The 24,598-nt window shown below is 65.1% G+C and carries 27 protein-coding genes and 1 riboswitch; of the genes, 18 read left to right on the top strand and 9 right to left on the bottom strand.

Going from position 1 to position 24,598, the window contains the following annotated elements; translation table 11 throughout:
- Positions 1-4 precede the first annotated feature (4 nt).
- From BAU07_RS02300 to BAU07_RS02320, 5 genes are read left to right on the top strand one after another with little or no spacing between them, the layout of a single operon-like run.
- The gene (locus tag BAU07_RS02300) at positions 5-1,288 is read left to right on the top strand and encodes a branched-chain amino acid ABC transporter permease (RefSeq protein WP_066653532.1); all 1,284 of its coding nucleotides are present in this window, start codon (positions 5-7) and stop codon (positions 1,286-1,288) included.
- On the top strand, positions 1,285-2,040 hold the full coding sequence (locus tag BAU07_RS02305; protein ID WP_066653535.1) for an ABC transporter ATP-binding protein: 756 nt from the start codon (positions 1,285-1,287) through the stop codon (positions 2,038-2,040). Before BAU07_RS02300 ends, BAU07_RS02305 begins: the two co-directional genes overlap by 4 nt.
- Positions 2,037-2,756, top strand: a complete 720-nt coding sequence (locus tag BAU07_RS02310) for an ABC transporter ATP-binding protein (RefSeq protein ID WP_066653538.1) — start codon at positions 2,037-2,039, stop codon at positions 2,754-2,756. The genes BAU07_RS02305 and BAU07_RS02310 overlap by 4 nt, the downstream gene beginning before the upstream one ends.
- A 42-nt stretch (positions 2,757-2,798) precedes the next feature.
- Positions 2,799-3,740 (top strand): 3,5-dioxohexanoate:acetyl-CoA acetone transferase, encoded by a 942-nt coding sequence (gene kce, locus BAU07_RS02315; RefSeq protein ID WP_066653541.1) that lies wholly within the window; start codon positions 2,799-2,801, stop codon positions 3,738-3,740.
- A 36-nt stretch (positions 3,741-3,776) separates the two neighbouring features.
- On the top strand, positions 3,777-4,673 hold the full coding sequence (locus tag BAU07_RS02320; protein WP_066653551.1) for an SDR family NAD(P)-dependent oxidoreductase: 897 nt from the start codon (positions 3,777-3,779) through the stop codon (positions 4,671-4,673).
- 152 nt (positions 4,674-4,825) lie between these two features.
- Here BAU07_RS02320 and BAU07_RS02325 read toward each other — a convergent pair whose 3' ends face one another.
- Entirely contained in the window at positions 4,826-5,692 is an 867-nt protein-coding gene (locus BAU07_RS02325) for an NmrA family NAD(P)-binding protein (protein WP_066653553.1), read from the bottom strand.
- Between the two features lie 276 nt (positions 5,693-5,968).
- Between BAU07_RS02325 and BAU07_RS02330 the strand changes: the two genes are divergently transcribed.
- From BAU07_RS02330 to BAU07_RS02340, 3 genes are all read left to right on the top strand, one after another.
- Positions 5,969-6,880: a LysR family transcriptional regulator gene (locus BAU07_RS02330; protein ID WP_066653554.1), complete on the top strand. Its 912-nt coding sequence runs from the start codon at positions 5,969-5,971 to the stop codon at positions 6,878-6,880.
- Positions 6,881-7,284: 404 nt separating this feature from the next.
- Entirely contained in the window at positions 7,285-8,181 is an 897-nt protein-coding gene (locus tag BAU07_RS02335; protein ID WP_084025139.1) for an alpha/beta fold hydrolase, read from the top strand.
- A gap of 184 nt (positions 8,182-8,365) precedes the next feature.
- Positions 8,366-8,641 (top strand): hypothetical protein, encoded by a 276-nt coding sequence (locus BAU07_RS02340; RefSeq protein WP_066653555.1) that lies wholly within the window; start codon positions 8,366-8,368, stop codon positions 8,639-8,641.
- A 28-nt stretch (positions 8,642-8,669) separates the two neighbouring features.
- Here the strand turns inward: BAU07_RS02340 and BAU07_RS02345 are convergent, their stop codons facing one another.
- From BAU07_RS02345 to BAU07_RS02360, 4 genes are all read right to left on the bottom strand, one after another.
- Positions 8,670-9,971, bottom strand: a complete 1,302-nt coding sequence (locus tag BAU07_RS02345) for a D-amino acid dehydrogenase (RefSeq protein WP_066653561.1) — start codon at positions 9,969-9,971, stop codon at positions 8,670-8,672.
- A 47-nt stretch (positions 9,972-10,018) separates the two neighbouring features.
- A riboswitch (glycine riboswitch) is annotated at positions 10,019-10,137 on the bottom strand.
- A 197-nt stretch (positions 10,138-10,334) separates the two neighbouring features.
- Positions 10,335-11,321, bottom strand: a complete 987-nt coding sequence (locus tag BAU07_RS02350; protein ID WP_066653564.1) for a Bug family tripartite tricarboxylate transporter substrate binding protein — start codon at positions 11,319-11,321, stop codon at positions 10,335-10,337.
- A gap of 78 nt (positions 11,322-11,399) precedes the next feature.
- Positions 11,400-11,951: a DUF302 domain-containing protein gene (locus BAU07_RS02355; protein ID WP_084025141.1), complete on the bottom strand. Its 552-nt coding sequence runs from the start codon at positions 11,949-11,951 to the stop codon at positions 11,400-11,402.
- Between the two features lie 50 nt (positions 11,952-12,001).
- Positions 12,002-13,186: a thiolase family protein gene (locus BAU07_RS02360; RefSeq protein WP_066653566.1), complete on the bottom strand. Its 1,185-nt coding sequence runs from the start codon at positions 13,184-13,186 to the stop codon at positions 12,002-12,004.
- Positions 13,187-13,321: 135 nt separating this feature from the next.
- Between BAU07_RS02360 and BAU07_RS02365 the strand changes: the two genes are divergently transcribed.
- Genes BAU07_RS02365 through kce (BAU07_RS02375) form a run of 3 tightly spaced genes read left to right on the top strand, consistent with a single transcriptional unit; the run spans position 13,322 to position 16,291 of the window.
- Entirely contained in the window at positions 13,322-14,098 is a 777-nt protein-coding gene (locus tag BAU07_RS02365; protein WP_066653570.1) for an enoyl-CoA hydratase/isomerase family protein, read from the top strand.
- Positions 14,099-14,110: 12 nt separating this feature from the next.
- Positions 14,111-15,337, top strand: coding sequence for a CaiB/BaiF CoA transferase family protein (locus BAU07_RS02370; RefSeq protein WP_066653573.1), 1,227 nt, complete (start codon positions 14,111-14,113; stop codon positions 15,335-15,337).
- A gap of 18 nt (positions 15,338-15,355) precedes the next feature.
- Positions 15,356-16,291, top strand: coding sequence for a 3,5-dioxohexanoate:acetyl-CoA acetone transferase (kce, locus tag BAU07_RS02375; RefSeq protein WP_066653585.1), 936 nt, complete (start codon positions 15,356-15,358; stop codon positions 16,289-16,291).
- On the opposite strand, the gene BAU07_RS02380 is transcribed toward kce (BAU07_RS02375), so the two are convergent.
- Positions 16,288-16,698, bottom strand: a complete 411-nt coding sequence (locus tag BAU07_RS02380; RefSeq protein ID WP_066653593.1) for a nuclear transport factor 2-like protein — start codon at positions 16,696-16,698, stop codon at positions 16,288-16,290. The two genes, kce (BAU07_RS02375) and BAU07_RS02380, sit on opposite strands and share 4 nt — an antisense overlap.
- Before the next feature lie 108 nt (positions 16,699-16,806).
- Between BAU07_RS02380 and BAU07_RS02385 the strand changes: the two genes are divergently transcribed.
- The 3 genes from BAU07_RS02385 to BAU07_RS02390 all read left to right on the top strand — a co-directional run bounded on the left by BAU07_RS02385 (position 16,807) and on the right by BAU07_RS02390 (position 18,504).
- Positions 16,807-17,796: a tripartite tricarboxylate transporter substrate binding protein gene (locus tag BAU07_RS02385; RefSeq protein ID WP_066653596.1), complete on the top strand. Its 990-nt coding sequence runs from the start codon at positions 16,807-16,809 to the stop codon at positions 17,794-17,796.
- Between the two features lie 39 nt (positions 17,797-17,835).
- On the top strand, positions 17,836-17,994 hold the full coding sequence (locus BAU07_RS27045; protein ID WP_157121936.1) for a hypothetical protein: 159 nt from the start codon (positions 17,836-17,838) through the stop codon (positions 17,992-17,994).
- A gap of 69 nt (positions 17,995-18,063) precedes the next feature.
- Positions 18,064-18,504: a MarR family winged helix-turn-helix transcriptional regulator gene (locus BAU07_RS02390; protein WP_084025150.1), complete on the top strand. Its 441-nt coding sequence runs from the start codon at positions 18,064-18,066 to the stop codon at positions 18,502-18,504.
- On the opposite strand, the gene BAU07_RS02395 is transcribed toward BAU07_RS02390, so the two are convergent.
- Positions 18,501-18,944, bottom strand: coding sequence for a cupin domain-containing protein (locus tag BAU07_RS02395; RefSeq protein ID WP_066653601.1), 444 nt, complete (start codon positions 18,942-18,944; stop codon positions 18,501-18,503). The two genes, BAU07_RS02390 and BAU07_RS02395, sit on opposite strands and share 4 nt — an antisense overlap.
- Positions 18,945-19,130: 186 nt before the next feature.
- On the opposite strand from BAU07_RS02395, the gene BAU07_RS02400 reads away from it, so the two are divergent.
- From BAU07_RS02400 to BAU07_RS02410, 3 genes are all read left to right on the top strand, one after another.
- The gene (locus BAU07_RS02400) at positions 19,131-20,057 is read left to right on the top strand and encodes a ketopantoate reductase family protein (protein ID WP_066653603.1); all 927 of its coding nucleotides are present in this window, start codon (positions 19,131-19,133) and stop codon (positions 20,055-20,057) included.
- A 93-nt stretch (positions 20,058-20,150) separates the two neighbouring features.
- A complete protein-coding gene (gene trhA, locus BAU07_RS02405; protein WP_066653605.1) occupies positions 20,151-20,783 on the top strand; it encodes a PAQR family membrane homeostasis protein TrhA in 633 nt (210 codons plus the stop codon).
- 50 nt (positions 20,784-20,833) lie between these two features.
- Entirely contained in the window at positions 20,834-21,478 is a 645-nt protein-coding gene (locus BAU07_RS02410; protein WP_066653612.1) for a class I SAM-dependent methyltransferase, read from the top strand.
- Between the two features lie 94 nt (positions 21,479-21,572).
- Here BAU07_RS02410 and BAU07_RS02415 read toward each other — a convergent pair whose 3' ends face one another.
- On the bottom strand, positions 21,573-22,619 hold the full coding sequence (locus tag BAU07_RS02415) for an alpha/beta hydrolase family protein (RefSeq protein ID WP_066653614.1): 1,047 nt from the start codon (positions 22,617-22,619) through the stop codon (positions 21,573-21,575).
- A 251-nt stretch (positions 22,620-22,870) separates the two neighbouring features.
- Between BAU07_RS02415 and BAU07_RS02420 the strand changes: the two genes are divergently transcribed.
- The gene (locus tag BAU07_RS02420; RefSeq protein WP_066653616.1) at positions 22,871-23,764 is read left to right on the top strand and encodes a LysR family transcriptional regulator; all 894 of its coding nucleotides are present in this window, start codon (positions 22,871-22,873) and stop codon (positions 23,762-23,764) included.
- Between the two features lie 18 nt (positions 23,765-23,782).
- On the opposite strand, the gene BAU07_RS02425 is transcribed toward BAU07_RS02420, so the two are convergent.
- The gene (locus tag BAU07_RS02425) at positions 23,783-24,454 is read right to left on the bottom strand and encodes a peroxiredoxin-like family protein (protein WP_066653619.1); all 672 of its coding nucleotides are present in this window, start codon (positions 24,452-24,454) and stop codon (positions 23,783-23,785) included.
- Positions 24,455-24,598: the final 144 nt, after the last annotated feature.

Below are 24,598 nucleotides of genomic sequence, written 5' to 3' on the forward strand. Positions count from 1 at the left end.
TGCGATGAAAAAAAGCCTGTTTATCTGCCTGGCCAGCGTCTGCCTGCTGGCCGCGCTACCGGTCCTGCTGTCGCAAGGCCTGCTCAACGCGGCCATCCAGATGCTGATCGCGGCCCTGTTCGCCAGCGCCTACAACTTGCTGTGCGGGCAGGCCGGCATGCTGTCCTTCGGGCACGCGGCCTACTTTGGTGTCGGGGCATTCGCGGCCGTGCATGCGATGAATGCCCTCGGCGGCGAGGGCCTGTTGCCGACGCCGTTGATGCCCCTGGCGGGAGCTGTCGCGGGGCTGGTCTTCGGCGGCATCGCGGGATGGTTCGCGACCAAGCGCAGCGGCACCTACTTCGCGATGATTACCCTGGCCATTGCCGAACTCGTCCATTCGCTGGCGCCCCACCTGAAGGGGTTGTTTGGCGGCGAGGCCGGCATCTCGACCATGCGCATGCCGGCCTGGGGATTCGACTTCGGCTCCACCACGCAGGTGTACTACCTGACGCTGGCCTGGGTGATCGTGGCCATGGCGCTGCTTTATCTGTATACCCGCACGCCCATGGGCAGGCTTACCTTCGGCTTGCGCGAGAACAGCCATCGGCTCAGATTCCTCGGCTACAACGTGCACGGCCTGGGCACCGCGGTGTTCGCCATATCCGCGATGTTCTCGGGAATGGCCGGGGGCCTGCAGGCGATTTCGAACGAGTCGGCCAATTACGTGGTCTTCGACGCATCCTTGTCGGCCGCGGCAGTGCTCAACACCTATATCGGCGGGACGCAAGTGTTCCTCGGCCCGGCGTTCGGCGCGGCACTGATGACTTTCTTCGGCTATGCCGTCTCGGACCTGACCCGATCCTGGCTTTTGTACCAAGGGGTCATCTTCGTCCTGGTGATGATGTTCATGCCGACCGGGCTGACCGGACTGATCGGTACGGTCGAGCGCTTGTGCGAACGCCACGGCGCCGGCCGGCTCATCGTCGTCTTCCTGTCCGCCGTTGCGTGCGCCGCGTTGGCGGCGGCCGGCGCCGTGTTCCTTATCGAGTTGCTGCAGCGCCTGTTCTCGCAGGAGTACCGGTCGCTGATTCCGGGCCAGCCGGACGCCCCCTGGCCGGCGGTACAGATGTTCGATAGGTCCTGGGAAGTGTGGTCACCCATCACCTGGGGCGTGCCGGTGTTGTTGCTGGGCCTGGGCGGCCTGCTGCTGTGGGTTTGCCGTGCGCGCCTGCGCGCGCTGGCGGACGAGTCCGCGCCCGTCACCCCGGCGTCGAACCATACCGGCGAAAGCAGGGAGCTGGCATGAACGAACCCATACTCAGCATGCAGGGCGTGCGCAAGTCCTTCGGCATGACGGAAATCATACGGGGCGTCGATCTGGACGTGGTGCAGGGCGAGCGGCATGCGCTTATCGGCCCGAATGGCGCGGGCAAATCCACGCTCTTCCATCTGCTGTCCGGAATGTTGGCGCCCAGTGCCGGCGCCATACGGTTCGAGGGACGCGAGATCGGCGGCCGTTCGCCGCAGGCGATCAACAGGCGCGGCCTGGCCCGCTCCTTCCAGATCACGAATATCTTTCCTAGGCTCAGCACCTTCGAGAATGTGCGGCTGGCGGTGATGCGTGCGCACGGCTTGCAGTACGCCTTCTGGAAATTCATCGAGCGTGACCGTCGCATCCGCGAGGAAACCGAGCAACTGCTGGAAAGGGTGCGGCTTACCGCGAAGGCCTATGCCCTGGCGGGGGAAATGGCCTATTCGGAGCAGCGGTCGCTGGAGATCGCCATGACCCTGGCGTCGGACCCTCGGTTGATCCTGCTGGACGAGCCGATGGCCGGCATGTCCAACGAAGAAACCGCGTACACGGCCGACCTGATCAGGAACGCCACGGCCGGGCGTACGCTGATGATCGTCGAACATGACATGGACGTCGTGTTCTCATTGAGCGACCGCATCAGCGTCCTGGTCTATGGGCAGGTGATCGCGACCGGAACGCCGCAGGAGATCCGCGCCAACGCGGACGTCCGCGAAGCCTACCTGGGCGACGAGGTGACCGCATGAATCCAGACACCACGCTGCTCAAGGTGGAAGACCTGCATGCCCACTATGGCAAAAGCCACGTCCTGCATGGCGTGAACCTGCAGGTCGAGCGCAATGAGGTGGTCAGCCTGGTCGGCCGCAACGGCTCGGGGCGATCGACCACCATGAAGGCCATCATGGGCCTCGTGACGCCCACTGCCGGCCGCGTCGAACTGCGCGGGCGCGACCTGGCGGGCGCGCGGCCCTATGCCATCTGCCGCGCGGGCATCGCCTATGTGCCGGAAGAGCGGGAAGTCTTCGCCAACCTGACGGTGGACGAGAACCTGCGCATGGGGGAACAGCCGCCGGTGGCGGGCGCCCACCGCTGGACGGTGGAAGAGATGTTCGATTATTTCCCCCGGCTCAAGGAACGCCGCAATACCAAGGCCGGCAGCATGTCCGGCGGTGAACAGCAGATGTTGACCATCTGCCGTTCGCTGCTCGGCAATCCGCTGGTGATGCTGGTCGACGAACCTACCGAAGGGCTGGCCCCCAAGCTGGTGGCCCAGGTCGGCGAATGCATCCAGGACATGCACCGCAAAGGCGTCTCGGTCGTGCTGGTCGAACAGAAGCTGACCATCGCGCTGAAGGTGTCCACACGCGTGTGCGTGATGGGACATGGGCGCATCGTTTTCGAAGGAAGCCCCCAGGAGCTGCACTCGAACGAGGCCCTGGTGTCGCAATGGCTGGCCGTGTGATCGCCCGCCGCCTCTCCTTCCATTCCCTTCACGATCCACACTATGAAAAGCAGCCAAGACAAAGTCATCATCTCCTGCGCCGTTACCGGATCGGTGCACACGCCGACCATGTCGGCGCATCTGCCGCTGACGCCGGACCAGATCGCCGAGCAGGCCATCGAAGCGGCCGCCGCCGGCGCGGCCATCCTGCACCTGCATGCACGCGACCCGCATGACGGGCGGCCCACGGCCGACCCGGCCGTCTTCGACGCATTCGTTCCCCGCATCCGCGACGCGACCGATGCGGTCATCAACATCACGACCGGCGGAAGTACCCGCATGACGCTGGAGGAGCGGCTGGCCTACCCGCTGCGCGCCAAGCCGGAGATGTGTTCGCTGAACATGGGGTCGATGAACTTCTCCATCCACCCCGCCGCCCGGCGCATCTCCCAATGGAAGTACGACTGGGAACAACCTTATATCGAGGGCATGGAGGACCTGATCTTCCGCAATACCTTTCGCGATATCCGGCACATCCTGAAGGTCCTGGGCGAAGAATGCGGTACGCGCTTCGAATTCGAGTGCTATGACATGGGGCATCTGTACAACCTGGCCCATTTCGTGGACGAAGGCCTGGTGCAAGGTCCGTTGTTCATCCAGAGCATCTTCGGGATTCTGGGCGGCATGGGTCCCGACCCGGAGAACCTGGCCACCATGAAGACCACCGCGGATCGGCTGTTCGGCCGTGGCGGGTATCGTTTTTCGGTGCTGGGGGCGGGGCGCCACCAGATGCCGCTGGTGACCATGGGCGCCATCCTGGGCGGCAATGTGCGCGTGGGCCTGGAGGACAGCCTGTACCTGGGCAAGGGCGAACTGGCGAAGTCGTGCGCCGAACAGGTGCTGAAGATACGGCGCATCCTGGAAGCGCTGTCGCTGGACATCGCCACGCCCGACGAGGCGCGGCAGATGCTGGACTTGAAGGGCCGGGACGCGGTGGCGTTCTGACCGTGTGCTGACTTCCTACCTGGACCTGGACTATTCATGACGAACTATCTGCAAGGCCGCGTGGCCATCGTGACGGGGGCCGGAAGCGGCCTTGGGCGCTCGCATGCGATTGAACTGGCGCGCCATGGGGCGCGCGTCGTGGTCAACGATATGGCGCAGGCATCCGCCAGCGCCGTGGTGGAGGAGATCCGGCGCGATGGCGGCGAGGCCGTCGCCATCGGCGGCGACGTGACCGCCTACGACAGCATGCAGGATATGGCGGCGCAGGTGATGGAACGCTGGCAGCGTATCGACATCCTGGTCAACAATGCCGGCATCCTGCGCGACAAGAGCTTCTCCAAGATGTCGCTGGAGGACTTTCGCCAAGTGATGGATGTGCACCTGATGGGCAGCGTGCATTGCATCAAGGCGGTGTGGGAAACCATGCGCGCGCAACGCCATGGGCGCATCGTCATGACGACATCGTCGTCCGGCCTGTATGGCAACTTCGGCCAGTCCAACTACGGCGCGGCCAAGATGGCGCTGGTTGGCCTGATGCAGACCTTGGCGCTGGAGGGCGAGAAGTACGGCATCCGGGTGAATTGCCTGGCGCCGACCGCGGCGACGGCCATGACCCAGGGTGTGTTGACGCCCGATTCCCTGGCGCGCCTGTCGCCCGATGCCGTCAGCCCGGCCCTGGTTGCGCTGGTGGGTGAGGATGCCCCCACCCGCTGCATTTTGCTGGCGGGGGGCGGCAGCGTCGAAAGCGCGAACGTCACGATGACCCGCGGCATCTTCATCGGCGAAGGGGACGATGCGGCCATGCAGATCCGCGCGCGCATGCAGGAAGTCCGCGACCGCCAGGGTGAAGTCGTGCCGGCCACCGGCTTCGAGCAATGCCAGTTCGAACTGGCCAAGGCCGGCTACGAAATGGCGCTGCCCGGAGCGGCCTGATCCCGTGATGTCCGGCATCAGGCCCGGCTCGCCGGGCCTGGACACCGAGGGACGGCCTCGCGCCTGTTTCACCGCACGCCACAGTGTGTCCCTGTCGCGCGGCGGCTAGCCTCTACCGTGGCAAGCGCATTTGAGTACCGGCGCCTTGGCGGCTATGCGCTTTTCGATACCAACCCGCGCAGCACTGTCTCCAGATCCGTTTCTCCCTTGAGGACGCTGGCGGGTCCGCCCTCGAAGTCGATCCAGCCTTCATTGAATCCATCCAGCATGCGGATGCGGGGCAGGGGATGCTTCATGCCCTGGGACCTGAACAGCAGATCCCAGCTATCGCGCTGTACGATTTCCGCGCGCACCGGGCGCCCGAGAATGCGGGCGAACGTGGCCGCGACGTCGTTCGGTGTGATGCGGCGCGGGCCTTCCAGTTCGACGACGCGCGTGCCGGTCCAGGTTTGCCGCAGCAGTTCCGCGGCCGTATGGCCCACGTCGGCCGTCGCCACCATGGGCACGGGCTTGTCCAGGGGCTGGAGGAAGCTGTGGATCAAGCCGTCGTCGCGCGCCGATGCCACGTCCCATTCGGCGTTTTCCATGAACCAGCCCGGCCGCAGAAAGGTGATCGGCATCGGCAGTTCCCGCAGGGCCTGTTCCAGCAGGGTACGTTGCGTCAGCAGATTGGACTCGGCCGCCGCCGCACCGATCGTGGACAGGCAAACGACCTTATCCGGGTTCGCCACCTTGAGCGCCGACTGCACGGCCTGGATGACGGCGAGCGCTTCGGGGAAGCCGGGCGCCGGATCGAATTCGGAAGGTGGCAGGATGAAGACGGCTTCAGTTCCCTCGAACGCGCGGGCGAGGGCGCCGGCGTGGCTCATGTCCGCCTGCGCGACCTCGCAGCCGAGCTGCTCCCAGGCGCGGGCGCGCTTGGGATCCCGGACGACGGCGCGGACCGGCAGACCGGCCGCGAGCAGGGCGCGCGCCGTGGCGCCGCCCACCTTCCCTGTGATACCCGTGATTGCGTACATGTTTGTTGCTCCTGGTCGATGTGAACGGTGTGCCGCCAGGTGGGCCCCGCTCCCGGGGATTCGCTGCAGCGGCACGTATGCGTCGCATTGTGGACAAGCGAGAAGGCAACAAAAATGGTATGAATAGCACTTCTTAGATAACGACGAATCACTAATTGTCTGCGGTCCGTAATGACTCCGTACCGTAATGACTCCGTACCGTGATGACTACGTACCGTGATGACGCGATACGCCTGACGACAGGTATCCCGCCTGTCCGGCGCCGCGAGAGACGCCATGAGACCAGACAACCAGAACCTATCCAGCGGTATCAGTGTGTTCGCCGCGGTCGTCGATGCGGGAACATTCGCCGCCGCCTCCGAAGTCATCGGCATGTCGCCGCCGGGCGTCAGCCGGGCGATCGCCCGGCTGGAGCAAAGGCTGAAGATCAGGCTGTTCAACCGCACCACGCGGTCGGTGTCGCTGACGGAAGAGGGACGCCGCTTCTACGAGCAGGTCATGCCGCATGTGCGCGGCATGGAAGAGGCCGCCGCGTCGGCGGCCGGCGGGGCAGTCGCGGTGCGCGGCAAGCTGCGCGTGAACCTGGATCCGGTCACGTCGCGCGTTCTGCTCGGGCCCCAGCTGGACGGCTTCATGGATGCGCATCCGGACCTGGTTCTGGAGCTGATCGCCAAGGACCATCTAGGCGACCTGGTCACGGATGGCTTCGACCTGGCCTTGCGGTTCGGCGAGCCGCGGTCTTCCAGCCTGGTGGCGCGCAAGCTGCTGGATACCGCCGTGGTGACCGTCGCGGCGCCGGCGTACCTGGCGCGCTACGGGCGTCCCGCCGAGCCGCGCGATCTGGCCGGCGGCACGCACAAATGCCTGGAGTTCCGCAATCCGGATACCGGCAAGCCGTTCACCTGGGAGTTCCATCGCAAGCGCGGAAAACTGGTCCTCGATACCCGCGGACGGTTGATGGTGAACGACCCGGGCGCCCTGTTCCATGCCTGCCTGGCAGGGTGCGGGATTGCACAGATGCTGCTCCTTGCCGCGGAACCGCTGATCCGTGAAGGGCAGCTCGTCAATCTGTTCCCGGACTGGGCAGATGAACGCTATCCGCTCTACGCGTACTACCCGTCCCGGCACCATGTGCCGGCGAAGACACGTGCGTTCCTGGAGTTCGTCGTGGCTTTGACGGGCAGATAAAGGCGATGTGGCGCGCCGGCCGTAAGCCGGGAGCGAGGATCGGACGTATAGCGTGACGGGAGCGATTGGATACGCGCGTCGTGTATGCGGTGGCGTAACGAGAGCCGCGGCCGCATACCATCCACTTCTGCGTGAATGGTATGCACGGGTTGGACCGTTGGACGGGGAACATGGAGGCATACCGCAAGGCGGAGCGCCTGGACGTCACAAAGCACGCGGACGTTTCGTCTTGGAGGTGTAGTTCCGTAAAGGCGCATCGCCACATTCGGCCGTCGCCACATTTCCCCTCCCTCCGTTGTTCAGCGACAAGGACTCACATCGTGCCCGTAGATTCAAAGCAAGAACGCCTTTCCTCCCGCCGTGAAGTTTTGGTGGGTACTGCCGGGGTTGCCGGCGCGCTGATCATGGCGGGCTTGCCGAGCGCCCACGCCAAGTCCGCCGCCGCGGCCCAGCCGCCGAAGGCCGCCCTGGCGTCCAGCGACACCATCGTGACCAAGGACGGCACGCGGCTCTACTACAAGGATTGGGGCGCGGGCCAGCCCGTCGTGTTCAGCCACGGCTGGCCCCTGGGGTCGGACAGCTGGGAGTCGCAGATGCTGTTTCTATCGTCGCTGGGCTACCGCACGGTCGCCCACGATCGGCGCGGTCACGGTCGCTCCAGCCAGCCTTGGAACGGCAATGACATGAACACCTACGCCGATGATCTGGCCACTGTCATAGAGACCCTGGACCTCAAAAACATCGTCCTGGTGGGGTTTTCCACGGGCGGCGGCGAAGTGGCCCGCTACATCGGTCGCCATGGCACCAAGCGCGTATCCAAGGTTGCGCTGGTTTCCGCCGTGGCCCCCCTGATGCTGAAGACGCCCGCCAACCCGGGCGGACTGCCCATCGAGGCCTTTGACCAGTTGCGCGCGGCGCAGCTCGCCAACCGGTCGCAGTTCTACCGGGACCTGGCGGCCGGCCCCTTCTATGGTTTCAACCGGCCCGCCGCCAAGCCTTCGCAAGGCCTGATCGACGCATGGTGGATGCAGGGCATGCAGGGCGGACACAAGAATACCTATGACTCGATCAAGGCGTTCTCGGAAACCGACTTTACCGAAGACCTGAAGAAATTCGATGTGCCGACCCTCATCATCCACGGCGATGATGACCAGATGGTGCCCATCGACGCCTCCGGGCGGGCATCGGCCAAGCTCGTACGTAATGCAAGGCTGATCGTCTACCCGGGCGCGCCTCACGGCCTGACGGACACGCACAAGGAAAGGTTCAATAACGACCTGCTGGGGTTCATTCGCGGTTGATCGCCGGTGCATGCATGGCTCACCTGGCGTCGCCGGCGTTGGGCCTTGCTTGCGCGATGCGTCGCGCGAAGGCCGCGGCGTACGGGCTCCCGGCTGTCGCGTGGCGACACGGGGACGGTAGCGGGTATAGTCAGTGCTTATGGAAAGACCGTGTCGGCCGGCGCGGTCATCTGGAATCGCCACTATGAACGCCCTCCGCTCCGTTTTTCCGCGCGTGCTGCTCGCAGCCCTGTGCGCCCCGCTCGCCTCTTGCGCCAGCGTGTCCTCTAGCCATCTGGACCAGCAGTCCGGTACGTACCAGCAATCCAATACGAGCTCCGGTGCGCAACGGCCCAACCTGACCATCCAGTCGGGCGAGGGCGAGAAATTGAATCTCCCGTGGTTTGTCAGGGATGTGCAGGATATGGTCAACGAAGGCGGCGCTCCCGCCGACCCTGCCCGTCCGCCCACATATCAGTGAGCGCCGGTCAGGGTCGACGGCGCACATTTCACCTCTGCTCGACCTGGGCCGGCATGGCGACCGAAGCACGCCTGGCCGTTCCGCAGAACGCGAAGTCGAGATCCGGCTGGCGCCCGGAAATCAATGCAGCCAGGGCGCGCCCGGAGCCGCAGCCATGGGTCCAGCCCAGCGTGCCGTGCCCGGTGTTCAGGTACAGGCCTTCGACATTGCTCTTGCCGATGTAGGGTACGTTGCCGGGTGTCGCCGGGCGCAGTCCTGCCCAGTAGCTGGCTAACTCAGGCCGGCTCATGCCGGGGAACACTTCCAGGGTACGTCGCACGATGGCGTCGCATCGCGCCGGGTTCAAGGCAAGGTCGTAGCCGTTCAACTCGGCCGTGCCGGCGATGCGCAAGCGGTCGCCGAAACGTGAGAAAACCAGCTTGTATTCGTCGTCGGTGAGGCTGGTGCTCGGCGCCTTGCTCGCATCGAGCACGGGCAGCGTCGCCGAGTAGCCCTTGGCCGGATAGATGTCCAGCTTGACGCCGATGTCCCTGGCCAGCAAGGGGCTGAAGCTGCCCGCTGCCAGCACATAGGCATCCGCTTTCACGACTTCGTACATTCCCGTTTCGCCGGCGATCTCCACGCCGGCCATGGCGCCGCCTTGCGCGTGCAGCCTCACGATGCGTACGCCATAGCGAAACCGCACGCCGGCTGCTTCCGCGCGCGCAGCCAGGCCCGTGGTGAACTTATGTACATCGCCGGACTCGTCGGCGCTGGTATAGGTGGCACCGGCGAGCCTGGGCTTGATGTGGGCCATGGCGGGCTCCAGCTCGACCACCCGGTCGGCGTCGATGACCTGGCGTTCGCAGCCCAGCTCGCGCATGACGCGGGCTGGTTCCAGAGCCAGGTCGAACTCTTTCGTGCTGGTGTAGTAGTGCAGGATCCCTTTGGCCACATGGTCATAGTCGATGCCCAGTTCCTGCCGCAATTGCTGCAGACTGGCGCGGCTGTAGGTTCCGAGGTTCAGTAACTGCCGCATGTTGTACATGGACCGTCGCGCGGGGCATTGGAGCAGGAACTTGAAGGCCCAGCGCCACTGCGCCGGGTCGGCGCGCACGCGGAACAGCAGCGGCGCGTCCTCGCGGCCCAGCCATTTCAAAAGCTTGAGCGGGGCCGAGGGATTGGCCCAGGGTTCGGCGTGGCTGACCGAGATCTGCCCCCCATTGCCGAAGCTCGTTTCCCGCGCGGCGCCGCTATTGCGCTCCAGTACGGTCACTTCGTGGCCGGCGCGGTGCAGGTACCAGGCGGTGGCGGTACCGACGATGCCGGCGCCCATGACGATGATTTTCACGGTGGCTCTCCAGGAAGAAAAGCGGGGCTGCATGACCTGTCCGGTCATGCAGCCCCACTGTCCTTGTGCCTGAGAGATTCGCCACGTCCCGCATGGGACATGGCTTGCACCTTCGGCGGCCCCGTGGACCGCGGCGGGTCCTGGGGCACTCTCCAGTTGATCTATGGTTTCCAGTCTTCGGGACCTGAGCGTTTCGGGGATACGCCTTCGGCAGGCGGTGCCTGGGCACCGCGCTTCTCCTGGAGCCAGCAAGCTAACACCGCGAACGGATTCTGGCAACCGGCAACCGGCCGCTATCCCGCGTGCCTGCCCGCCATTGGACATCCCCATGGCTGGGCTCCAGCCATGGGGTGTACGCCTGCGCTATTGAACCTTGATGCCATAGCGCTTGATTACCGGCGCCCATTTGGCGCTTTCCTTTGCGGCTTCGGCGGTCAGTTGCGCGGGTGTGCTTCCGCCCAGCTCGATTCCCATCTCGGCGAAACGTGCTTGCAGCGCGGAATCCGCCATGGCGCGCTTGATATGCGTGCCAAGCGCGTCGACGACGCGGGCCGGCGTCCCGGCGGGCGCGACCACGGCGAACCAGACCGACGCATCGACACCTGCCATGCCTTGCTCAGCCATCGTCGGCACCGAAGGCAGCACCGCCGCCCTGTGCTCGGCCGGTATGCCGATGGCGCGCACCTTCCCGGCCTTGATCTGGGGCAGGGAGTTCTGCAGGATGTCGCAGGTCATTTGCGTATCCCCGGCAATGACGCTGGCCAACGCAGGCGCCGTACCGTTGTAAGGCACATGAACCATGTCCACACCGGCGACCGTGCGGAACAATTCGCAAGCCAGGTGTAGCGGGTTTCCATTGCCATTCGACGCGAAGGCGAAGCTGCCATTCCTGGATCGTATGTATTTCACCAGTTCTGACACGTTCTGCGCCGGCACGTCGGCGTTTACAACCATCACCAGCGGTGCCCGGCCGAGCATCGATACGGGTGTGAAGTCCTTGGCAGGGTCGTAGGGCAGGCGCTCGTAGACCAGCGGATTGACGGCCAGGCTCGCGGATGACGCCACGAAGAGGGTGTAGCCATCCGGCTTGGCCCGGGCCACCATGGAGGCGGCCACGATGGTGTTGCCGCCGGGCTTGTTCTCGACGATGAAGCTTTGCCCCATGGACGTCGTCAACCGTTCGGCGACCAGGCGTGCCAGTTGGTCGACAGGCCCGCCGACGGTATAGGGAACCACCAGTTTGACGGGATGGTCGGGATACGGCTTTTCATCGGCGTGCGCCGTACCGAAGGCCGTGTGCAGCAACAGCCCGAGCAGGGCTGCACGGATGGTGCGCAGATTTCGAATCATGGTTGTCTCCTCCTGCTGTTCAATGTCCTGACGGGCGCGCTGCACGAACCGCGCGCCCGTGGATGGCCTGCTTCTCGGTCAGACCGCTTGCGGACCGCGGCAGAGCGACATCAAGAGCGCGCTCAGCCGCTGGTCCAGGGTCGCGGCGACCTTGTCGATGGCTGGCTCGCCGAACTGGCCGAACAGCGTCGAGGGCTTGTCGTATTCGAACGTCGAGCCGCCGTTGGCGTTTTCATAAAGGACGACACGCAGCGGCGCATAGTTGCCGGCCGCCACGTTGACGCTCGTCATTTGCACGGCGTACAGCACATTGCCGATCAGATAGGCGGTGGTGTTCTTGCGTTCGCCCGCCAAAGCCAGCCAGTCGCCGTGCAGGCCGATGTAGTGGATGGCCAGGTCGTCCTTGCCGGCGGCTTTCTTCAGCGCAGCACGGACACCCTCCAGGTCGTTGTTTCGGAGCATGGCGCGGATGCCGTCGTCCAGGCGGCCCAGGCGCGATTCGAGTTCGCGCTTCACCTCCGAGTAGGGCCTTGGCGTGGAAAGCGTGATGTGCTCGACGGACACATAGGTCGTTATGGTTTCGATGCCGTCGTCGAGCGTGCTCGCGTGCGTACCGGTGTTTGAGGACATGGGAGTCTCCTTCAGTGTGATGGACGTTCGGGTTATTGATTGGCGTAGTCTCAGCAGGCTTCCAGCGCGAGGGCGATACCTTGGCCGCCCCCTATGCACAGGCTGACAACGCCGCGCTGAAGGCGTTGCCGCTGCATGGCATGCAGCATGCGGGTGACGAGTATTGCGCCGGTCGCCCCGATCGGATGACCATGCGCGATAGCGCCGCCATCGACATTCAATACGTCGTGGCTAATGCCCAATTCGCGCGCCACGGCGAGCGGAACGGCGGCGAATGCCTCGTTGATTTCAAAGCGGTCGACCTCGCTCAATGTCCAGCCGGCGCGCTGCAGCGCCATCCGTATGGCCGGAACGGGGCCCAGGCCGAACATGCCGGGTTCGACGGCCGCAATCCCGTAGGACACCAGCCGGCCCAGGGGCTGCAGTCCCTGGTCACGGGCCATCGCGGCGTCGGCTATCACCATGGCCGCGGCGCCGCTGTTCAAGCCTGGCGCATTGCCGGCGGTAATGGTGCCGTCCGCCCGGAACGCCGGACGCAGTGCCGACAATGCCGCCACCGTGGTATCCGGCCGATTCGCCTCGTCGCGCTCGAACCGTGGCTGCTTCCTGGCGCCAGGTACGTCCACGGCGACGACCTCGGATTCGAACAGGCCCTCCTGCTGGGCCAGGCCGAAGCGGCGCTGCGAGCGCTCGGACCATTCGTCCTGTTCGAGACGGGTCAGGGCGTAGCGGGCAACCAGGTCTTCGGTATGCCAGCCGGAATGCTCGCCGGAGAAGGCGTCGACCAGGCCGTCACGCAGCATGCTGTCATGGGCAGTGACGTCTCCCATGCGCGCGCCCCATCGGCCGTTGGGCATGAGGTAGGGCGCCATGTCCATGTTCTCCATCCCGCCCGCGATTCCGAGCCTCGCCTGGCCTGCCCAGATCTCCAGCGCCACGGAGACTATCGCCTGCGCACCGGAACCGCAGACGCGGTTCACCGTCAGGGCGGGGACGGACACCGGCATGCCGCCGCCGATCGCCGCCTGGCGCGCAGGGTTCATGCGATTGCCGGCCTGTACGACGTTGCCCATGACGACGGTGTCGACGGCTGCCGGGTCGATAGCGGACCGTCGCAGGGTTTCGCGCACGACCGCAGCGCCCAGCGCCGTTGCGGGAACTGTTTTGAGCGAACCGTTGTATGCACCGATCGGCGTGCGTACGGGCGCGCAAATCACGATTTCTCTTGCTTGCATCTGTGCCTCCGTCACTCGCGCGGTGAAAACGATGATGTACCGCGCGATCGAAAGGAGTATATACTCTTAATTATGGGTTTCCCAAGCCAATGCGGGTAAACACGCACATTTCGCAACCGAGAGCGGAGGAGCACTATGTCGTCAGACGCGGGCATCATCGATTACCGGAAGGCCGACAACGTCGGCATCCTGACCATGCGGCATGCGCCGCACAACCTGGTGGGCAAGGCTTTGTGCGACGCGCTCATTGCGGCGTTGCATGCGGCGCACGGCGACGGGTGCCGGGCCCTGGTCCTGAGGAGCGGACTGCGCCATTTTTCGGCGGGCGCCGACATGGATTTGTTCGCCAACGGCGGCGAACGCATGCATGAACTGGACGCCATCGGCGTGCTGCGCGCCTTCGACGAACTTCCCATACCCATTGTGGGGAGCGTGCATGGCGTCGCATTGGGAGGTGGCTTCGAACTCGCGCTCGCCTGCGATCTCATTGTTGCCGCCGCTTCATCCAAGTTCGGACTGGTGGAGGCCACGCTGGGCCTGCATCCCCTGATGGGTGGAATACAACGCGTGATACAGCGTGCCGGCGCCGCACGCGCGAAGGAAGTCGTCATGCTGGGACGCCGGCACGATGCAGCCACCCTGGAAAAATGGGGCATCGTCAACCGGGTGGTCGCGGACGCCCGGTTGGAGGAGGTGACACTGTCCCTGGCGCGGGAACTCGCACAGGGCCCGACCGTGGCGCATGCCGCGACCAAGCGGCTGTCCACCATTTACCTGGACCAGGGAATGCGGGCCTGCGACGCCATGATGGCGGAGGTGCAGCAGCCGATCTTCGCCAGTGGCGACCTCCAGCGCGGGCTCGATAGCTTCAAGGCTGCCGGTCCGGGCAATGCCGTCTTCCAGGGCAACTGAAGGAGAATCGCCATGTCTAGCGGACCGCTTCAGGGTATACGCGTCGTCGATTTTTCCCGGGTGCTCGCGGGGCCCCATTGTTCCAAGACCCTGCACGACCTGGGGGCGGAAGTCATCAAGATCGAGCCTCCACGCCCGGATATATCGCGCGGCGCCTATCCGCGCACGGAAGGGATGTCCCATTACTACATCCAGCAGAACAGCGGCAAGCGCAATCTCAGCCTGGACTTGAACTTTCCGGAGGCGCGTGAGATCGCGATGCGGCTATGCCGGGACGCCGACGTGATCGTGGAGAATTTCCGCGCCGGAACGCTCGCTTTTTTTGGGCTTGATTATGAGTCGGTGCGCCAGGTGAATCCCGGCGTCGTCTACGCATCGATCAGCGGCTATGGACAGAATGGGCCCTTGTCCCACCGCGCCGCGTATGCGCCGACCATACATGCCGAATGCGGTTTCACTTCGACCTTCCTGAACCACCTGGGCGATGACCTGCGGCAGAACAGGCATGATGCGTTCTCGCATGCCGACCTGTATACGGGGCTGGAGGCGGTGATCGGCATCCTGGCCGCGCTGCACCGCAAGCGGGAAACCGGGGAAGGACAGCACGTCGACGTCGCGATGGCCGCGACCATCCTGGCCGTGAACGAGCGCGTACACGCCGATCTTTCGGGCATCGATATGGGCGATGAGCCGATTGCGCTGGGGCCGGCATGGTCGCCATTCTTCACGGTCGCCACGGGCGAGCGCATCACTATCGCGACCAGCGTGGTCAGTTCACTCAGCTTCCCCCTTTACACGGCTGCCATGCGGCGTGGCGACCTGGCGCTGGATCCCCGCTTTGTTACGCCGCAGGCCCGGGCCCGGAACGTCGATGCGCTGTACGACATCGTCCAGGAGTGGATCCTGACGTTCGAAAGCCTGGAGGCGCTGGACGCCCAACTGGACGAAGCCAAGCTGGCTTTCGGGGTGGTGCGCGACATCAATGAGTTCGCGGCATCCGAGTGGAGCCAGTGGTGGGGCGCGATCGAAGAGGTCGACGACCGCACGGGCGGCACACTGCGCATCCCGGGCAAGCCCTGGCGCTTTTCGCACGACCGCCTCAGCCATCCCGGCGCGCCCGCGTACCGGGGCGAGCACAACGCGGAGATTCTGGCCGAGCTCGGCATCGCGCCGGCGCAGATCCGCCACTTGACGGAAATCGGGGCGCTGACGTCCGACCCGTCGCCACAGAGCCTTTGAATCCAAACAGGACCAGCCATGAAGCCGCTCAAGAAAAAGGTCATCATTACGTGCGCCGTGACGGGCGCCATCCATACGCCCACGTTGTCCCCGGCGCTTCCGTATCGCCCGCGCGACATCGCGGCGCAGGCCGTGGAGGCGGCCGAAGCGGGCGCGGCGATACTGCACCTGCACGCGCGCGACCCGGATACCGGCGCGCCCACCGGCGACCCGGACATCTTCGCGCAGTTCCTGCCGGTCATACGGGACCAGACCGACGCCGTCCTGAATCTGACCACCGGCGGCAGCCCCGACATGACGGTAGAGGCGCGCCTGGCCGCCGCGCTGCGGTTCCAGCCGGAAATGTGCTCCCTGAATATGGGATCGATGAATTTCTCCATGCATCCACTGGCGGCCAAGGTGGAGAACTGGAAATTCCCCTGGGAGCGCCAATACCTGCTGGACAGCGAGCGGTTCATATTCCGCAATACCTTCGCCGACATCGCGCGGGTCTATCAGCTGATGTCAGACTTCGGGACGCGGTATGAGCATGAGTGCTATGACATCGGCCACCTGTACAACCTGGCGTACTTCCTGGATCGCGGGCTGGTCAAGCCGCCGTTGTTCATCCAGAGCGTATTCGGGATCCTGGGCGGCATAGGCCCGGAATCCGACAACGTGGTGTTCATGCGGCGTACGGCGGACCGGCTGTTCGGCGACGATTATGTATGGTCCGTGCTGGCAGCCGGCCGGCATCAGATGCCCGTGACGACCCAGGCGGCCTTGATGGGTGGTAATGTGCGCGTCGGCCTGGAGGACAGCCTGTACATCGGCCGCGGGCAGCTGGCGCAGAGCAACGCGGAGCAGGTCCTCAAGATCCGCGGCATTCTGGCCGAACTGTCCCTGGAAATCGCAACGCCGGAGGAAGCCAGGCGGATGCTGGCGCTGAAAGGCCGGGACCTGGTGAAGATCTAGGTCGGACCGGCCTCGCCCCAGCACTCGGCCGGCAGCACCGTCGCCAGGCGTTCGTACATCGCCGCGCGAAACAGCACGAGGGCAGGGTAGGGCCGCATGGCGACGGTGCGGACAAGCACGCGGCCCTGGGCATCGTCCTCCAACGCCTCGAAGCTTTGGAGTTTCTGTCTGCCTATCGTCCCGGTCCATACCAGTACCGTATGAGTCCCCTGGCGGAATTCATTCGTATAGGCGCCGTCCCGCACCTGCACCGATACGGTCATGACCTGCATGACCAGGTCGAGTCCCTGTAGCGGCCTGGCCAGAATGGGACTGTGGAAAACGATGTCTGGCGCCAGAAGGTCGCGCAACGCGGCCAGATCATTCGCACCGGACTCGCGCCATTGGCGTAAGGGATGCTTCGTCATGGTTTACCCCTGATGTTCGAATCACGGTTTAACTGCAAAATGCGTGCATATGCGCTTACAACAGATCGCCAGCCCGGCGGCGGCTCCGTAAGGGAGCAAGGAGACAGCATGAAAGCAAAGACCTCGACCATCCGGCGCCTCGTCCTGGCGTGCGCCTTGATGTGCCAAGCCGCGCTCGTGGCAGCGCAAACCTACCCGAACCGCCCCGTGACGGTCAAGGTGGCATATCCGCCGGGCGGTCCGGCCGACGTCGCGGCGCGCAAACTGCAGCCGGGATTGCAGGGCGCCCTGAAGCAGCCCTTCGTAATGGAGAATGTCCCGGGTGCGGGAGGTTCCATTGCGGCGCGCGCGGTGCTTGGCGCTGCGCCGGACGGCTACACCCTGCTCGTGACGACCGGCAACGATGCCATCCTCGCCCCGCTCACGGTCAAGGCGGCGCGCTATGCCGCGACCGACCTGCGCCTGATCTCCGTCATTTTTCCTACTGATTTCGCGCTGGTCACCAGCGCGGATCACGACTTCAAGGACGTGGACGCGCTGGTGCAGGCTTCGCAGGCAGGCGGAGCAAGGGAGATGACCTACGGCACATGGGGGCATGGGTCCGCTCCGCACCTGGTCGGCGTGGACTTCATCGCGTCCACGGGCGCGCGGATACTGGATGTGCCCTACAAAGGCGCGGCCCCGGTCGTCGCGGCCCTGCTGAGCAGGCAGATCGACATGGCTTTCGTGCCGCTGGCGGCGAATGTGCTGTCCCTGGTGGCGGCCGGCAAGATCCGCGTCGTCGGGATCGCGAATACCCAAAGGAATCCCCACTTGCCGCAGGTGCCCACGCTGAACGAGGGCAAGACCCTGCGCAACTTCGTCTACAGCGCGTGGGCGGGCTTGTTCGTGCCCGCATCCATGCCCGAAAGCGTGGTGGCGTCATTGAGCCAGACCATGGAGCGCCTGGTCCAGGAGCCGGAGTTCCAGGCTTTCATCCGGGAGTCCGGTGCATTGCCCGTGACACCGCTTACCGCCTCGCAAGCGGCGGCCCTTTACCGCGCGGAAGCCGAGAAATACGCCAGCGTCGCGCGGAGCATCAAGCTCGAACCGCAGTGAATGCGCTGCGCAGGCAGCTAGGGAATCACGGAGACAGGCATGCAACCGAACCGACCGGATCGAAACATCGCGGTGGGCTGCCCCGAAGGGATGTGGCTGCTGGATCACGCCGACGCCACGCCTTACTACGCGGCGCGGGTGTGGACGGCATTGGCGGCCGTACTGACCGCGCTGGCCCTATGGTGGCTGCTGGGTTGAGGGACGCTTCACGTCCGCGTATATGCTCCTATAATGGCGGAGAGGCCAACACCCTGGATCGATACGACCGTGGAACAACTTCATTGCAATTGCACGTCCCTGCGCAGTGCTGCCCGTACCCTGACGTCTGTCTATGACGAGGTGCTGCGCCCGTCCGGCATCCGGGTGACGCAGTTCACCATTCTTGCGCGTCTCGCCGCGATCGGCGAAACACGCGTCAATGAACTGGCGGAAAAGCTCGCCATGGATCGAACGACGTTGGGGCGCAACCTGCGTCCGCTGGAACGCGACGAGCTGGTACAGATACGGGTCGGCGAGGACCGCCGTGAACGCCTGATCGACCTGAGCCCCAAGGGGCGGCGCGTCTTGCAGACGGCCATGCCCCTATGGGAGAGCATCCACGACCGGTTCGAACGGCAATTCGGAAAGCGCCGGGCAAAGGACCTCCGGGAGGTCCTTGCCGATGTCGTGACGGTGGGACAGGCGCTGTACGTGGAGCAGGCAGCCTAGGCCGCAATGTCCGCGGCGCTCCATGGCTGGGGCGCGGGCACCCGTACGCCCTGCGGGCCGTCGACGCCAATGCTGCCGAAGTCCGCCGGGCCTACGACTTCCAGATATTCCATGTCCGGCGAGTAGTCGAACAGGTAGTGCCGGATACCGGGGTTCTGGTGCACACAGTCGCCGGCGCTGACCAGGGTTTCCTTGTCCTCGTACATGAAGCGTGCCCAGCCCTTCAGCATATAGACGATATGGAACTGGGCTTCATGGACGTGCCAGCCGGTCCCGTCTTCCGGTGCGTTCTGGGCGCGCACCAACTGCGCGATGACGGCGCCCTTGGTGGCCTTGGCGATGCCGAGGTCGCGATAGGCGAAAAAATCCCTGAGTCCGCCGGAACGAAACTCGGTGTCGCCAGGTCTGATATGGGAGAAGTCCGTGAGCGTGTCGACCATTATGTTGCCTCCAGTTTGCTGTCTGTCGCTTGCCGGATTGCCCCGTGCAAACCAGCCGCGTACAAATGGTGCGGCCGCGCGGCGCCAGCGGCAATACCGTAAAAATGCGAGCGCCCGCCGCAACCGCGGACCGCTTTGGAAGTCTTCAACCGTGTAAGCCTGCCGGGCAGGTGTAAGGAGCATGCGATGCGATTACTCGTGGTCGGGGCCGGATCCACCGGCGGCTATTTCGGCGGGCGGCTCGCCCAGGCGGGCCGTGATGTCACGTTTCTGGTGCGGCCCTCGCGCGCGGCGCACCTGCGCGAGACCGGACTGCATCTGGTCAGTCCGCATGGCGATGCGACCGTGCATCCCAAGGTCGTCACGGCGGACGGTATCGATGCCCCGTACGAGGCGATCCTGCTGACGGTGAAAGGGTTTCAGCTTGAAGCGGCCCTGAACGATATCGCGCCCGCGGTGGGGCCGGAGACCATGATATTGCCGGTGCTGAACGGCATGGATCACATGGGCACGATCGCGCGGCGGTTCTCCCGCGCCAATGTGGTGGGGTGTGCGCTGAAGGTTGCGACAGTGCTGGAGGACGACGGCAGCATCGTGCAACTGACGCCCATGCAGGACCTTGCCTATGGCGAACTCGATGGCGGCGATACGGCGCGCATGCGCGAGCTGGACGGCTTTTTCAGCGGCGTCGCCATTGGCGCCAGGCGCTCGCCGGTCATTCACCGCGAGATGTGGGAAAAATGGGTGCTGCTGGCCTCCGCCGGCGCGATTACCTGCCTGATGCGCGGGACGGTAGGACAGGTGGAGGCATGCCCCGGAGGCGCGACCTTCGCATCGAACCTCGTGGACGAGGTCGTGGCGATCGTCAACGCCGTGGGCGTGCCGCCTTCGGCCGACTTCCTCACCGCCGCGCGGGCCCAGCTCACCGCCAAGGGGTCGCCCCTGGCGTCGTCGATGTTCCGCGACCTCCAGCGGGGCAGGGCGGTGGAAGTCGAGAACATTATTGGCGATCTGGTCCGGCATGCCGAAGCGGCGGGGATTCCCTGCCCGCTGTTGTCCGCTGCGTACGTTCATCTGCTCGTCTACCAGAACGGGCTTGTGGCGCAGCGCTAGCCCTGTACCGATCGCCGGGATGCCTTGACCATCCAGTGTCATATGGCTTGCGCATCATGGGATGCTTGCAATACGAGCCTGGGCCGGAACGACATGTACGAAGGCGAACGTTTCAATGGCATGACGCATCTTGCGGGGCTGGCGCTGGCTATCGCGGCGTCCGCGGCGTTGATCCATCAAGCCGCCGCGATGAATGTGGAAGTCCGGCAGGTCATCGGATGCGCGGTCTTCGCGGTGTCGATGATCGCGGTATACGCTTCGTCCGCCCTTTATCACTGCACACGCGGCCCGCTCAAGGCGCTGTGGGCCAAGACGGACCATTGCGCTATTTACCTGCTGATTGCCGGCACTTATACGCCTCTGGCCCTGGGACCGATACGGCCCGGCTGGGGCGCCGCCATGGGCGCGGTGATCTGGCTGCTCGCGGGCGTCGGTATTGCACGGGAGCTGCGGGCCGCGCCCGGTGCGGCGCCCTCGCTGCCGCTCTACCTGATCATGGGATGGCTGGGGGTCATCTTCGCGGCGCCGGCGGCGGGCGCCATGTCGGCCCATTGCCTGGGGTGGCTGGTGGCGGGAGCCCTGCTTTACACGGTGGGGACCCTGTTTTACATGAACGACCGGCGGTGGCGGCACGCGCATGGCATCTGGCATCTGTTCGTCATCGGCGGGTCGGCGTGCCATTTCGTCACGGTATTCGGCCTGCTGCGGAATCCGCCGGTCGCGTGAACGCCGTCATGCCAAAATGGCCTTGATTTTCCTGCACCGTGAGGCCGGCCATGACGGACCCCGAAGAACTGCGTCGCATCTCCCAGCAAACGCTGCGCTACTACGAAGACGGCGCCGAAGCTTTCCGCGCCGGTACGCAGGACCACGACGTCAGCCAGAACATCGCCGCGCTCCTGGACAATATCCACGGCGCGCCGCCGTTCGTCATCCTGGACCTGGGCTGCGGCCCGGGGCGTGACCTGCGTGCCTTCACCGCGCGTGGCCATCGGGCCATCGGCCTGGAGGGCGCGAGCCGCTTCGCAGAGATGGCGCGCGAGGCCTCCGGCTGCGAGGTGTGGATGCAGGATTTCCTGGCGCTGGACCTGCCGGACGCCTATTTCGACGGCATTTACGCCAATGCATCGCTGTTCCATGTGCCGTCGCCGGAACTGCCGCGCGTGCTGCGCCAGTTGCGTGCGGCGCTCAAGGACGGCGGCGTTTTCTTCAGCTCCAACCCGCGTGGCAATAACGAGGAAGGCTGGAACCGGGGCCGCTACGGCGCGTATCACGATATGGATACATGGCGCCGCCATGTGCAAGCCGCAGGTTTCGACGAGATCATGCACTATTACCGCCCAACGGGTCTGCCGCGCGAACAGCAGCCCTGGCTGGCGAGCGTGTGGCGCGCACGGCCGGCATCCGCGACCACACCCTGATCGGGGACATCAGTCGCGCCCGACGCCGCCGCCATCGCGCATTCGTGCACCAGGGGTTAGCGGAAGCACCCTCTTGGGTGCTTCCGCTTTGCACTCAGGACCGGTGCTCGATGTTCCGGCTGATCCAGCCCAGCACCCAGTCGGCCACCTGGATGCTGTTCCTGTCCTGCATCAGCATGTGGGTATTGCCGTGGAAGCCCGCGTCCGGCAGCAGCACCAGTTGCGCCTTGCCTCCGGCCTTGGCAACCGCGCCGATGAAGGCGCGGCACTTTTCCAGTCGGGGCGCCCAGCGCGGCGACTTGTCTACGTTGTCTCCGTACAGCACGAGGATGGGCATTCGGGTGTAGGGCTGCATGTCGTCGGTGGCGCTGGGGCAGACGGTGGGTTCGATGGCGACGATGCCGGCGATTCCCTCCGTGCTGAGCGCCGCCGTCTGGAAAGGGTAGACGCCGCCTTGCGAGTGGCTCATGAGTATGGTGCCGTGCAGCTTGCGCGCCAGCGCGGACAGGTTGGGCACAGTCGGATTCGGGCTGGGCAGCGCCGCGAACCAATCCGGTACGAGCTGTTTCCATAGTTCGGCCTGCGCTTGCAGCGGGAACTGCATGCCGGGATAGGCCTTGGGATACTCCGGCCCGAAGCGGAAGATTGCCCAGGCTTCTTCATGCCCGGCGGCGAAGATGGCGGGCAGGGTGTCGGCAGATGCCTTGCCCATCTTCACGCTGTTGATCGCCGACGGGTCGCTGGCCGACCGTCCGCGCGACACCTGGTCGATCACGTAGGTGCCGTAGCCCTTGCGGACGAAATATTCCTGCCAGCCCATGCGGCCATCGGGCGTGGTTTCCCACGTCTTGCCGGTCAGGCAGCAGCCGTGGATGAGCGTGATGGGATAGCGCCTCGCGTGCAGCGGCAATTGGTAGCTGACATACATCTGGTCCACGGTGATGGTGCCGTTCGCGCCCCGCCCCGGCGCCGTGGACAGGCTGTCGGAATGTATGTCCCGCCCGCCCACGAAAAAGCTGCCTTGCTCCTGTATCGTCAGCGGCTTGGGGCGTTGCGCCGCGTTTTCTTGCGCCGTCGCCGGCGAGGTGGCCATGGTCGTGACGCACAGGGCGCCCAACAACCATGCTGCGATGCGGTTCATGTTGTCTCCTTTCCATCTATTGTGGGCGGCACGGTGCCGTGCCGGCGCCGTCGTGCGGTTCACGCCGCGCGCGGCGTAGGCACGCTACCCGACACGTGCTGACAAGCCCCTGACATGCCGATGCCTCCGGTCAACCCTGCGTGTCCATCGCCCCTCGCGACGGGTTGGCGTGGCGGGCTGCCCCCAGGTTCTGACTAAACTACGCGCTGCCCAGGCGTGATGCCTGGCTAACCAACAAGGGGAAACCACGCATGGACCGCATGGCGGCGATGGAAACGTTTGTCAGCGTGGTCGAGGCCGGCTCGTTCTCGGCTGCTGCCCGGCGCCTGGGCCTGGGCCAGCCCGCCGTGTCGAAATCCATTGCGCAGATGGAGCAGAACCTTGGCGTGAGGCTGTTGCTGCGCTCGACGCGCGGCCTGACGACCACCGATGCCGGCCAACGGTTCTACGAACATGCCAGGCGCGCGATCGAGGAAGCCGACGAAGCCGAACTGGCGGCGCGGTCGGCATCGGCGGGCCTTTCCGGCAAGCTGCGCGTGACGGCGGCCGTGACCTTCGCGCGGCTGCATATCCTGCCCGCGCTCAAGCCCTTCCTGGACCAGCATCCGCAATTGGACATCGACATTGCGCTGGACGACCGCAACATCGATCTGCTGGAGGAGGGCATCGACGTGGCCCTGCGCATGGGGCTGCTGGACGATTCGGCCATGACGGCACGCCGCATCGGGCAAAGCCCGCGTCGGGTGATCGGTACGCCGCGCTATTTCGAACAGGCAGGTATTCCCCAGACGCCGGCGGACCTCAGCCGCCACCAGGCCATCGTCTATTCGCAGCGCGGCGGCGGCGAGTCGTGGTCGTTCAGCCAGAATGGCAGCGAGGTCGCGGTGGTGGTCGCCGGCCGCGTGCGGGTCAGCGCCGCCGAAGGCATGCGCGCGGCGGTGCTGAGCGACATGGGACTGGCGGTGGCATCCGAATGGATGTTTTCGCCTGAACTGGCGGACGGGAAGGTGCGGACCGTGCTCACGGACTGGAAGCTGCCGCCCATCGATCTATGGGCGGTCTTCCCTTCCGGCAGGCTGGCGACATCCAAGGCCCGCGCCTTCGTCGCCTTCGTCGAGGAAGTGCTGGCGAACGCCGGGCCTTGATATCGTGGCGCTCGCGGTTCAGCCGCGCTGCGCCGCCTTTTCCAGCACGGAGAACATTTCCGCGGGGTCGGGGCGCTGCGTGTAGTCGGGATTGATTTCCGAATACAGCACGATGCCATCCCTGCCGATGACGTAGCGCGCCGGCATCGGCAGTGTCCAGCTCGGATCGTTGTTGAACGCCGGCAGGTCGTTCTTCAGCTGTTTGTACAGATCGACCAGGTAGTCGGGCAGCTTGAAGCGCAGGCCGAAGGCCGCGCCGGTCCCGCCCTCGACATCGCTGAGCACCGGGAAACCCAATTGATTGGTGCGTACCGATTTGCGGCTGTTGACCGGCGTCTGCGGCGAGATCGCGACGACGTTGCCGCCGTAGGCCTGGATCTGCGGCAAGGCTTCGTTCAGCGCCTGCAGTTCGATGTTGCAGTATGGGCACCATACGCCCCGGTAGAACGTGACCACCAGCGGGCCGCGCGCCAGCAGGTCCGACGACGAGACTTCGTTGCCATCCTGGTCGTGCAGCGTGAATTGCGGCGCGCGATCGCCGGCCTTGACGGCGCGCGCGGCCTGGCCGCCGGCGATCAGCTCGGCCGTGGCGCGTTCCATGATGGGATGGATTTCGGGGGGCGCGTTGTACGGCGCCTTGCCCGCCTTGAAGTCGGCCTTGAAGGCGTCGAGTTTGTCCTGCAGCGACATGAGCGTTCTCCGATAGGATATGGGGCCAGGATTGAAGCGAACCATTGGTTCGTCCTGTGCGCCATCTTCGGGGAACGCCTTCGGGCGGGGTAGCCGTGCGCCAGGCATAACACCCATTCCCGGCGGGCATGGCGGCCGGGAGGC

It is taken from the genome of Bordetella flabilis (assembly GCF_001676725.1).
GTDB classification, from domain to species: domain Bacteria; phylum Pseudomonadota; class Gammaproteobacteria; order Burkholderiales; family Burkholderiaceae_B; genus Bordetella_C; species Bordetella_C flabilis.

Bases quoted from the DNA above. Each gene is read 5' to 3' on its own strand.
- BAU07_RS02300 (WP_066653532.1), top strand. From the start codon at position 5: ATGAAAAAAAGCCTGTTTATCTGCCTGGCCAGCGTCTGCCTGCTGGCC.
- BAU07_RS02305 (WP_066653535.1), top strand. From the start codon at position 1,285: ATGAACGAACCCATACTCAGCATGCAGGGCGTGCGCAAGTCCTTCGGC.
- BAU07_RS02310 (WP_066653538.1), top strand. From the start codon at position 2,037: ATGAATCCAGACACCACGCTGCTCAAGGTGGAAGACCTGCATGCCCAC.
- kce (WP_066653541.1), top strand. From the start codon at position 2,799: ATGAAAAGCAGCCAAGACAAAGTCATCATCTCCTGCGCCGTTACCGGA.
- BAU07_RS02320 (WP_066653551.1), top strand. From the start codon at position 3,777: ATGACGAACTATCTGCAAGGCCGCGTGGCCATCGTGACGGGGGCCGGA.
- BAU07_RS02325 (WP_066653553.1), bottom strand. From the start codon at position 5,692: ATGTACGCAATCACGGGTATCACAGGGAAGGTGGGCGGCGCCACGGCG.
- BAU07_RS02330 (WP_066653554.1), top strand. From the start codon at position 5,969: ATGAGACCAGACAACCAGAACCTATCCAGCGGTATCAGTGTGTTCGCC.
- BAU07_RS02335 (WP_084025139.1), top strand. From the start codon at position 7,285: ATGGCGGGCTTGCCGAGCGCCCACGCCAAGTCCGCCGCCGCGGCCCAG.
- BAU07_RS02340 (WP_066653555.1), top strand. From the start codon at position 8,366: ATGAACGCCCTCCGCTCCGTTTTTCCGCGCGTGCTGCTCGCAGCCCTG.
- BAU07_RS02350 (WP_066653564.1), bottom strand. From the start codon at position 11,321: ATGATTCGAAATCTGCGCACCATCCGTGCAGCCCTGCTCGGGCTGTTG.
- BAU07_RS02355 (WP_084025141.1), bottom strand. From the start codon at position 11,951: ATGTCCTCAAACACCGGTACGCACGCGAGCACGCTCGACGACGGCATC.
- BAU07_RS02360 (WP_066653566.1), bottom strand. From the start codon at position 13,186: ATGCAAGCAAGAGAAATCGTGATTTGCGCGCCCGTACGCACGCCGATC.
- BAU07_RS02365 (WP_066653570.1), top strand. From the start codon at position 13,322: ATGTCGTCAGACGCGGGCATCATCGATTACCGGAAGGCCGACAACGTC.
- BAU07_RS02370 (WP_066653573.1), top strand. From the start codon at position 14,111: ATGTCTAGCGGACCGCTTCAGGGTATACGCGTCGTCGATTTTTCCCGG.
- kce (WP_066653585.1), top strand. From the start codon at position 15,356: ATGAAGCCGCTCAAGAAAAAGGTCATCATTACGTGCGCCGTGACGGGC.
- BAU07_RS02380 (WP_066653593.1), bottom strand. From the start codon at position 16,698: ATGACGAAGCATCCCTTACGCCAATGGCGCGAGTCCGGTGCGAATGAT.
- BAU07_RS02385 (WP_066653596.1), top strand. From the start codon at position 16,807: ATGAAAGCAAAGACCTCGACCATCCGGCGCCTCGTCCTGGCGTGCGCC.
- BAU07_RS27045 (WP_157121936.1), top strand. From the start codon at position 17,836: ATGCAACCGAACCGACCGGATCGAAACATCGCGGTGGGCTGCCCCGAA.
- BAU07_RS02395 (WP_066653601.1), bottom strand. From the start codon at position 18,944: ATGGTCGACACGCTCACGGACTTCTCCCATATCAGACCTGGCGACACC.
- BAU07_RS02400 (WP_066653603.1), top strand. From the start codon at position 19,131: ATGCGATTACTCGTGGTCGGGGCCGGATCCACCGGCGGCTATTTCGGC.
- trhA (WP_066653605.1), top strand. From the start codon at position 20,151: ATGTACGAAGGCGAACGTTTCAATGGCATGACGCATCTTGCGGGGCTG.
- BAU07_RS02410 (WP_066653612.1), top strand. From the start codon at position 20,834: ATGACGGACCCCGAAGAACTGCGTCGCATCTCCCAGCAAACGCTGCGC.
- BAU07_RS02415 (WP_066653614.1), bottom strand. From the start codon at position 22,619: ATGAACCGCATCGCAGCATGGTTGTTGGGCGCCCTGTGCGTCACGACC.
- BAU07_RS02420 (WP_066653616.1), top strand. From the start codon at position 22,871: ATGGACCGCATGGCGGCGATGGAAACGTTTGTCAGCGTGGTCGAGGCC.
- BAU07_RS02425 (WP_066653619.1), bottom strand. From the start codon at position 24,454: ATGTCGCTGCAGGACAAACTCGACGCCTTCAAGGCCGACTTCAAGGCG.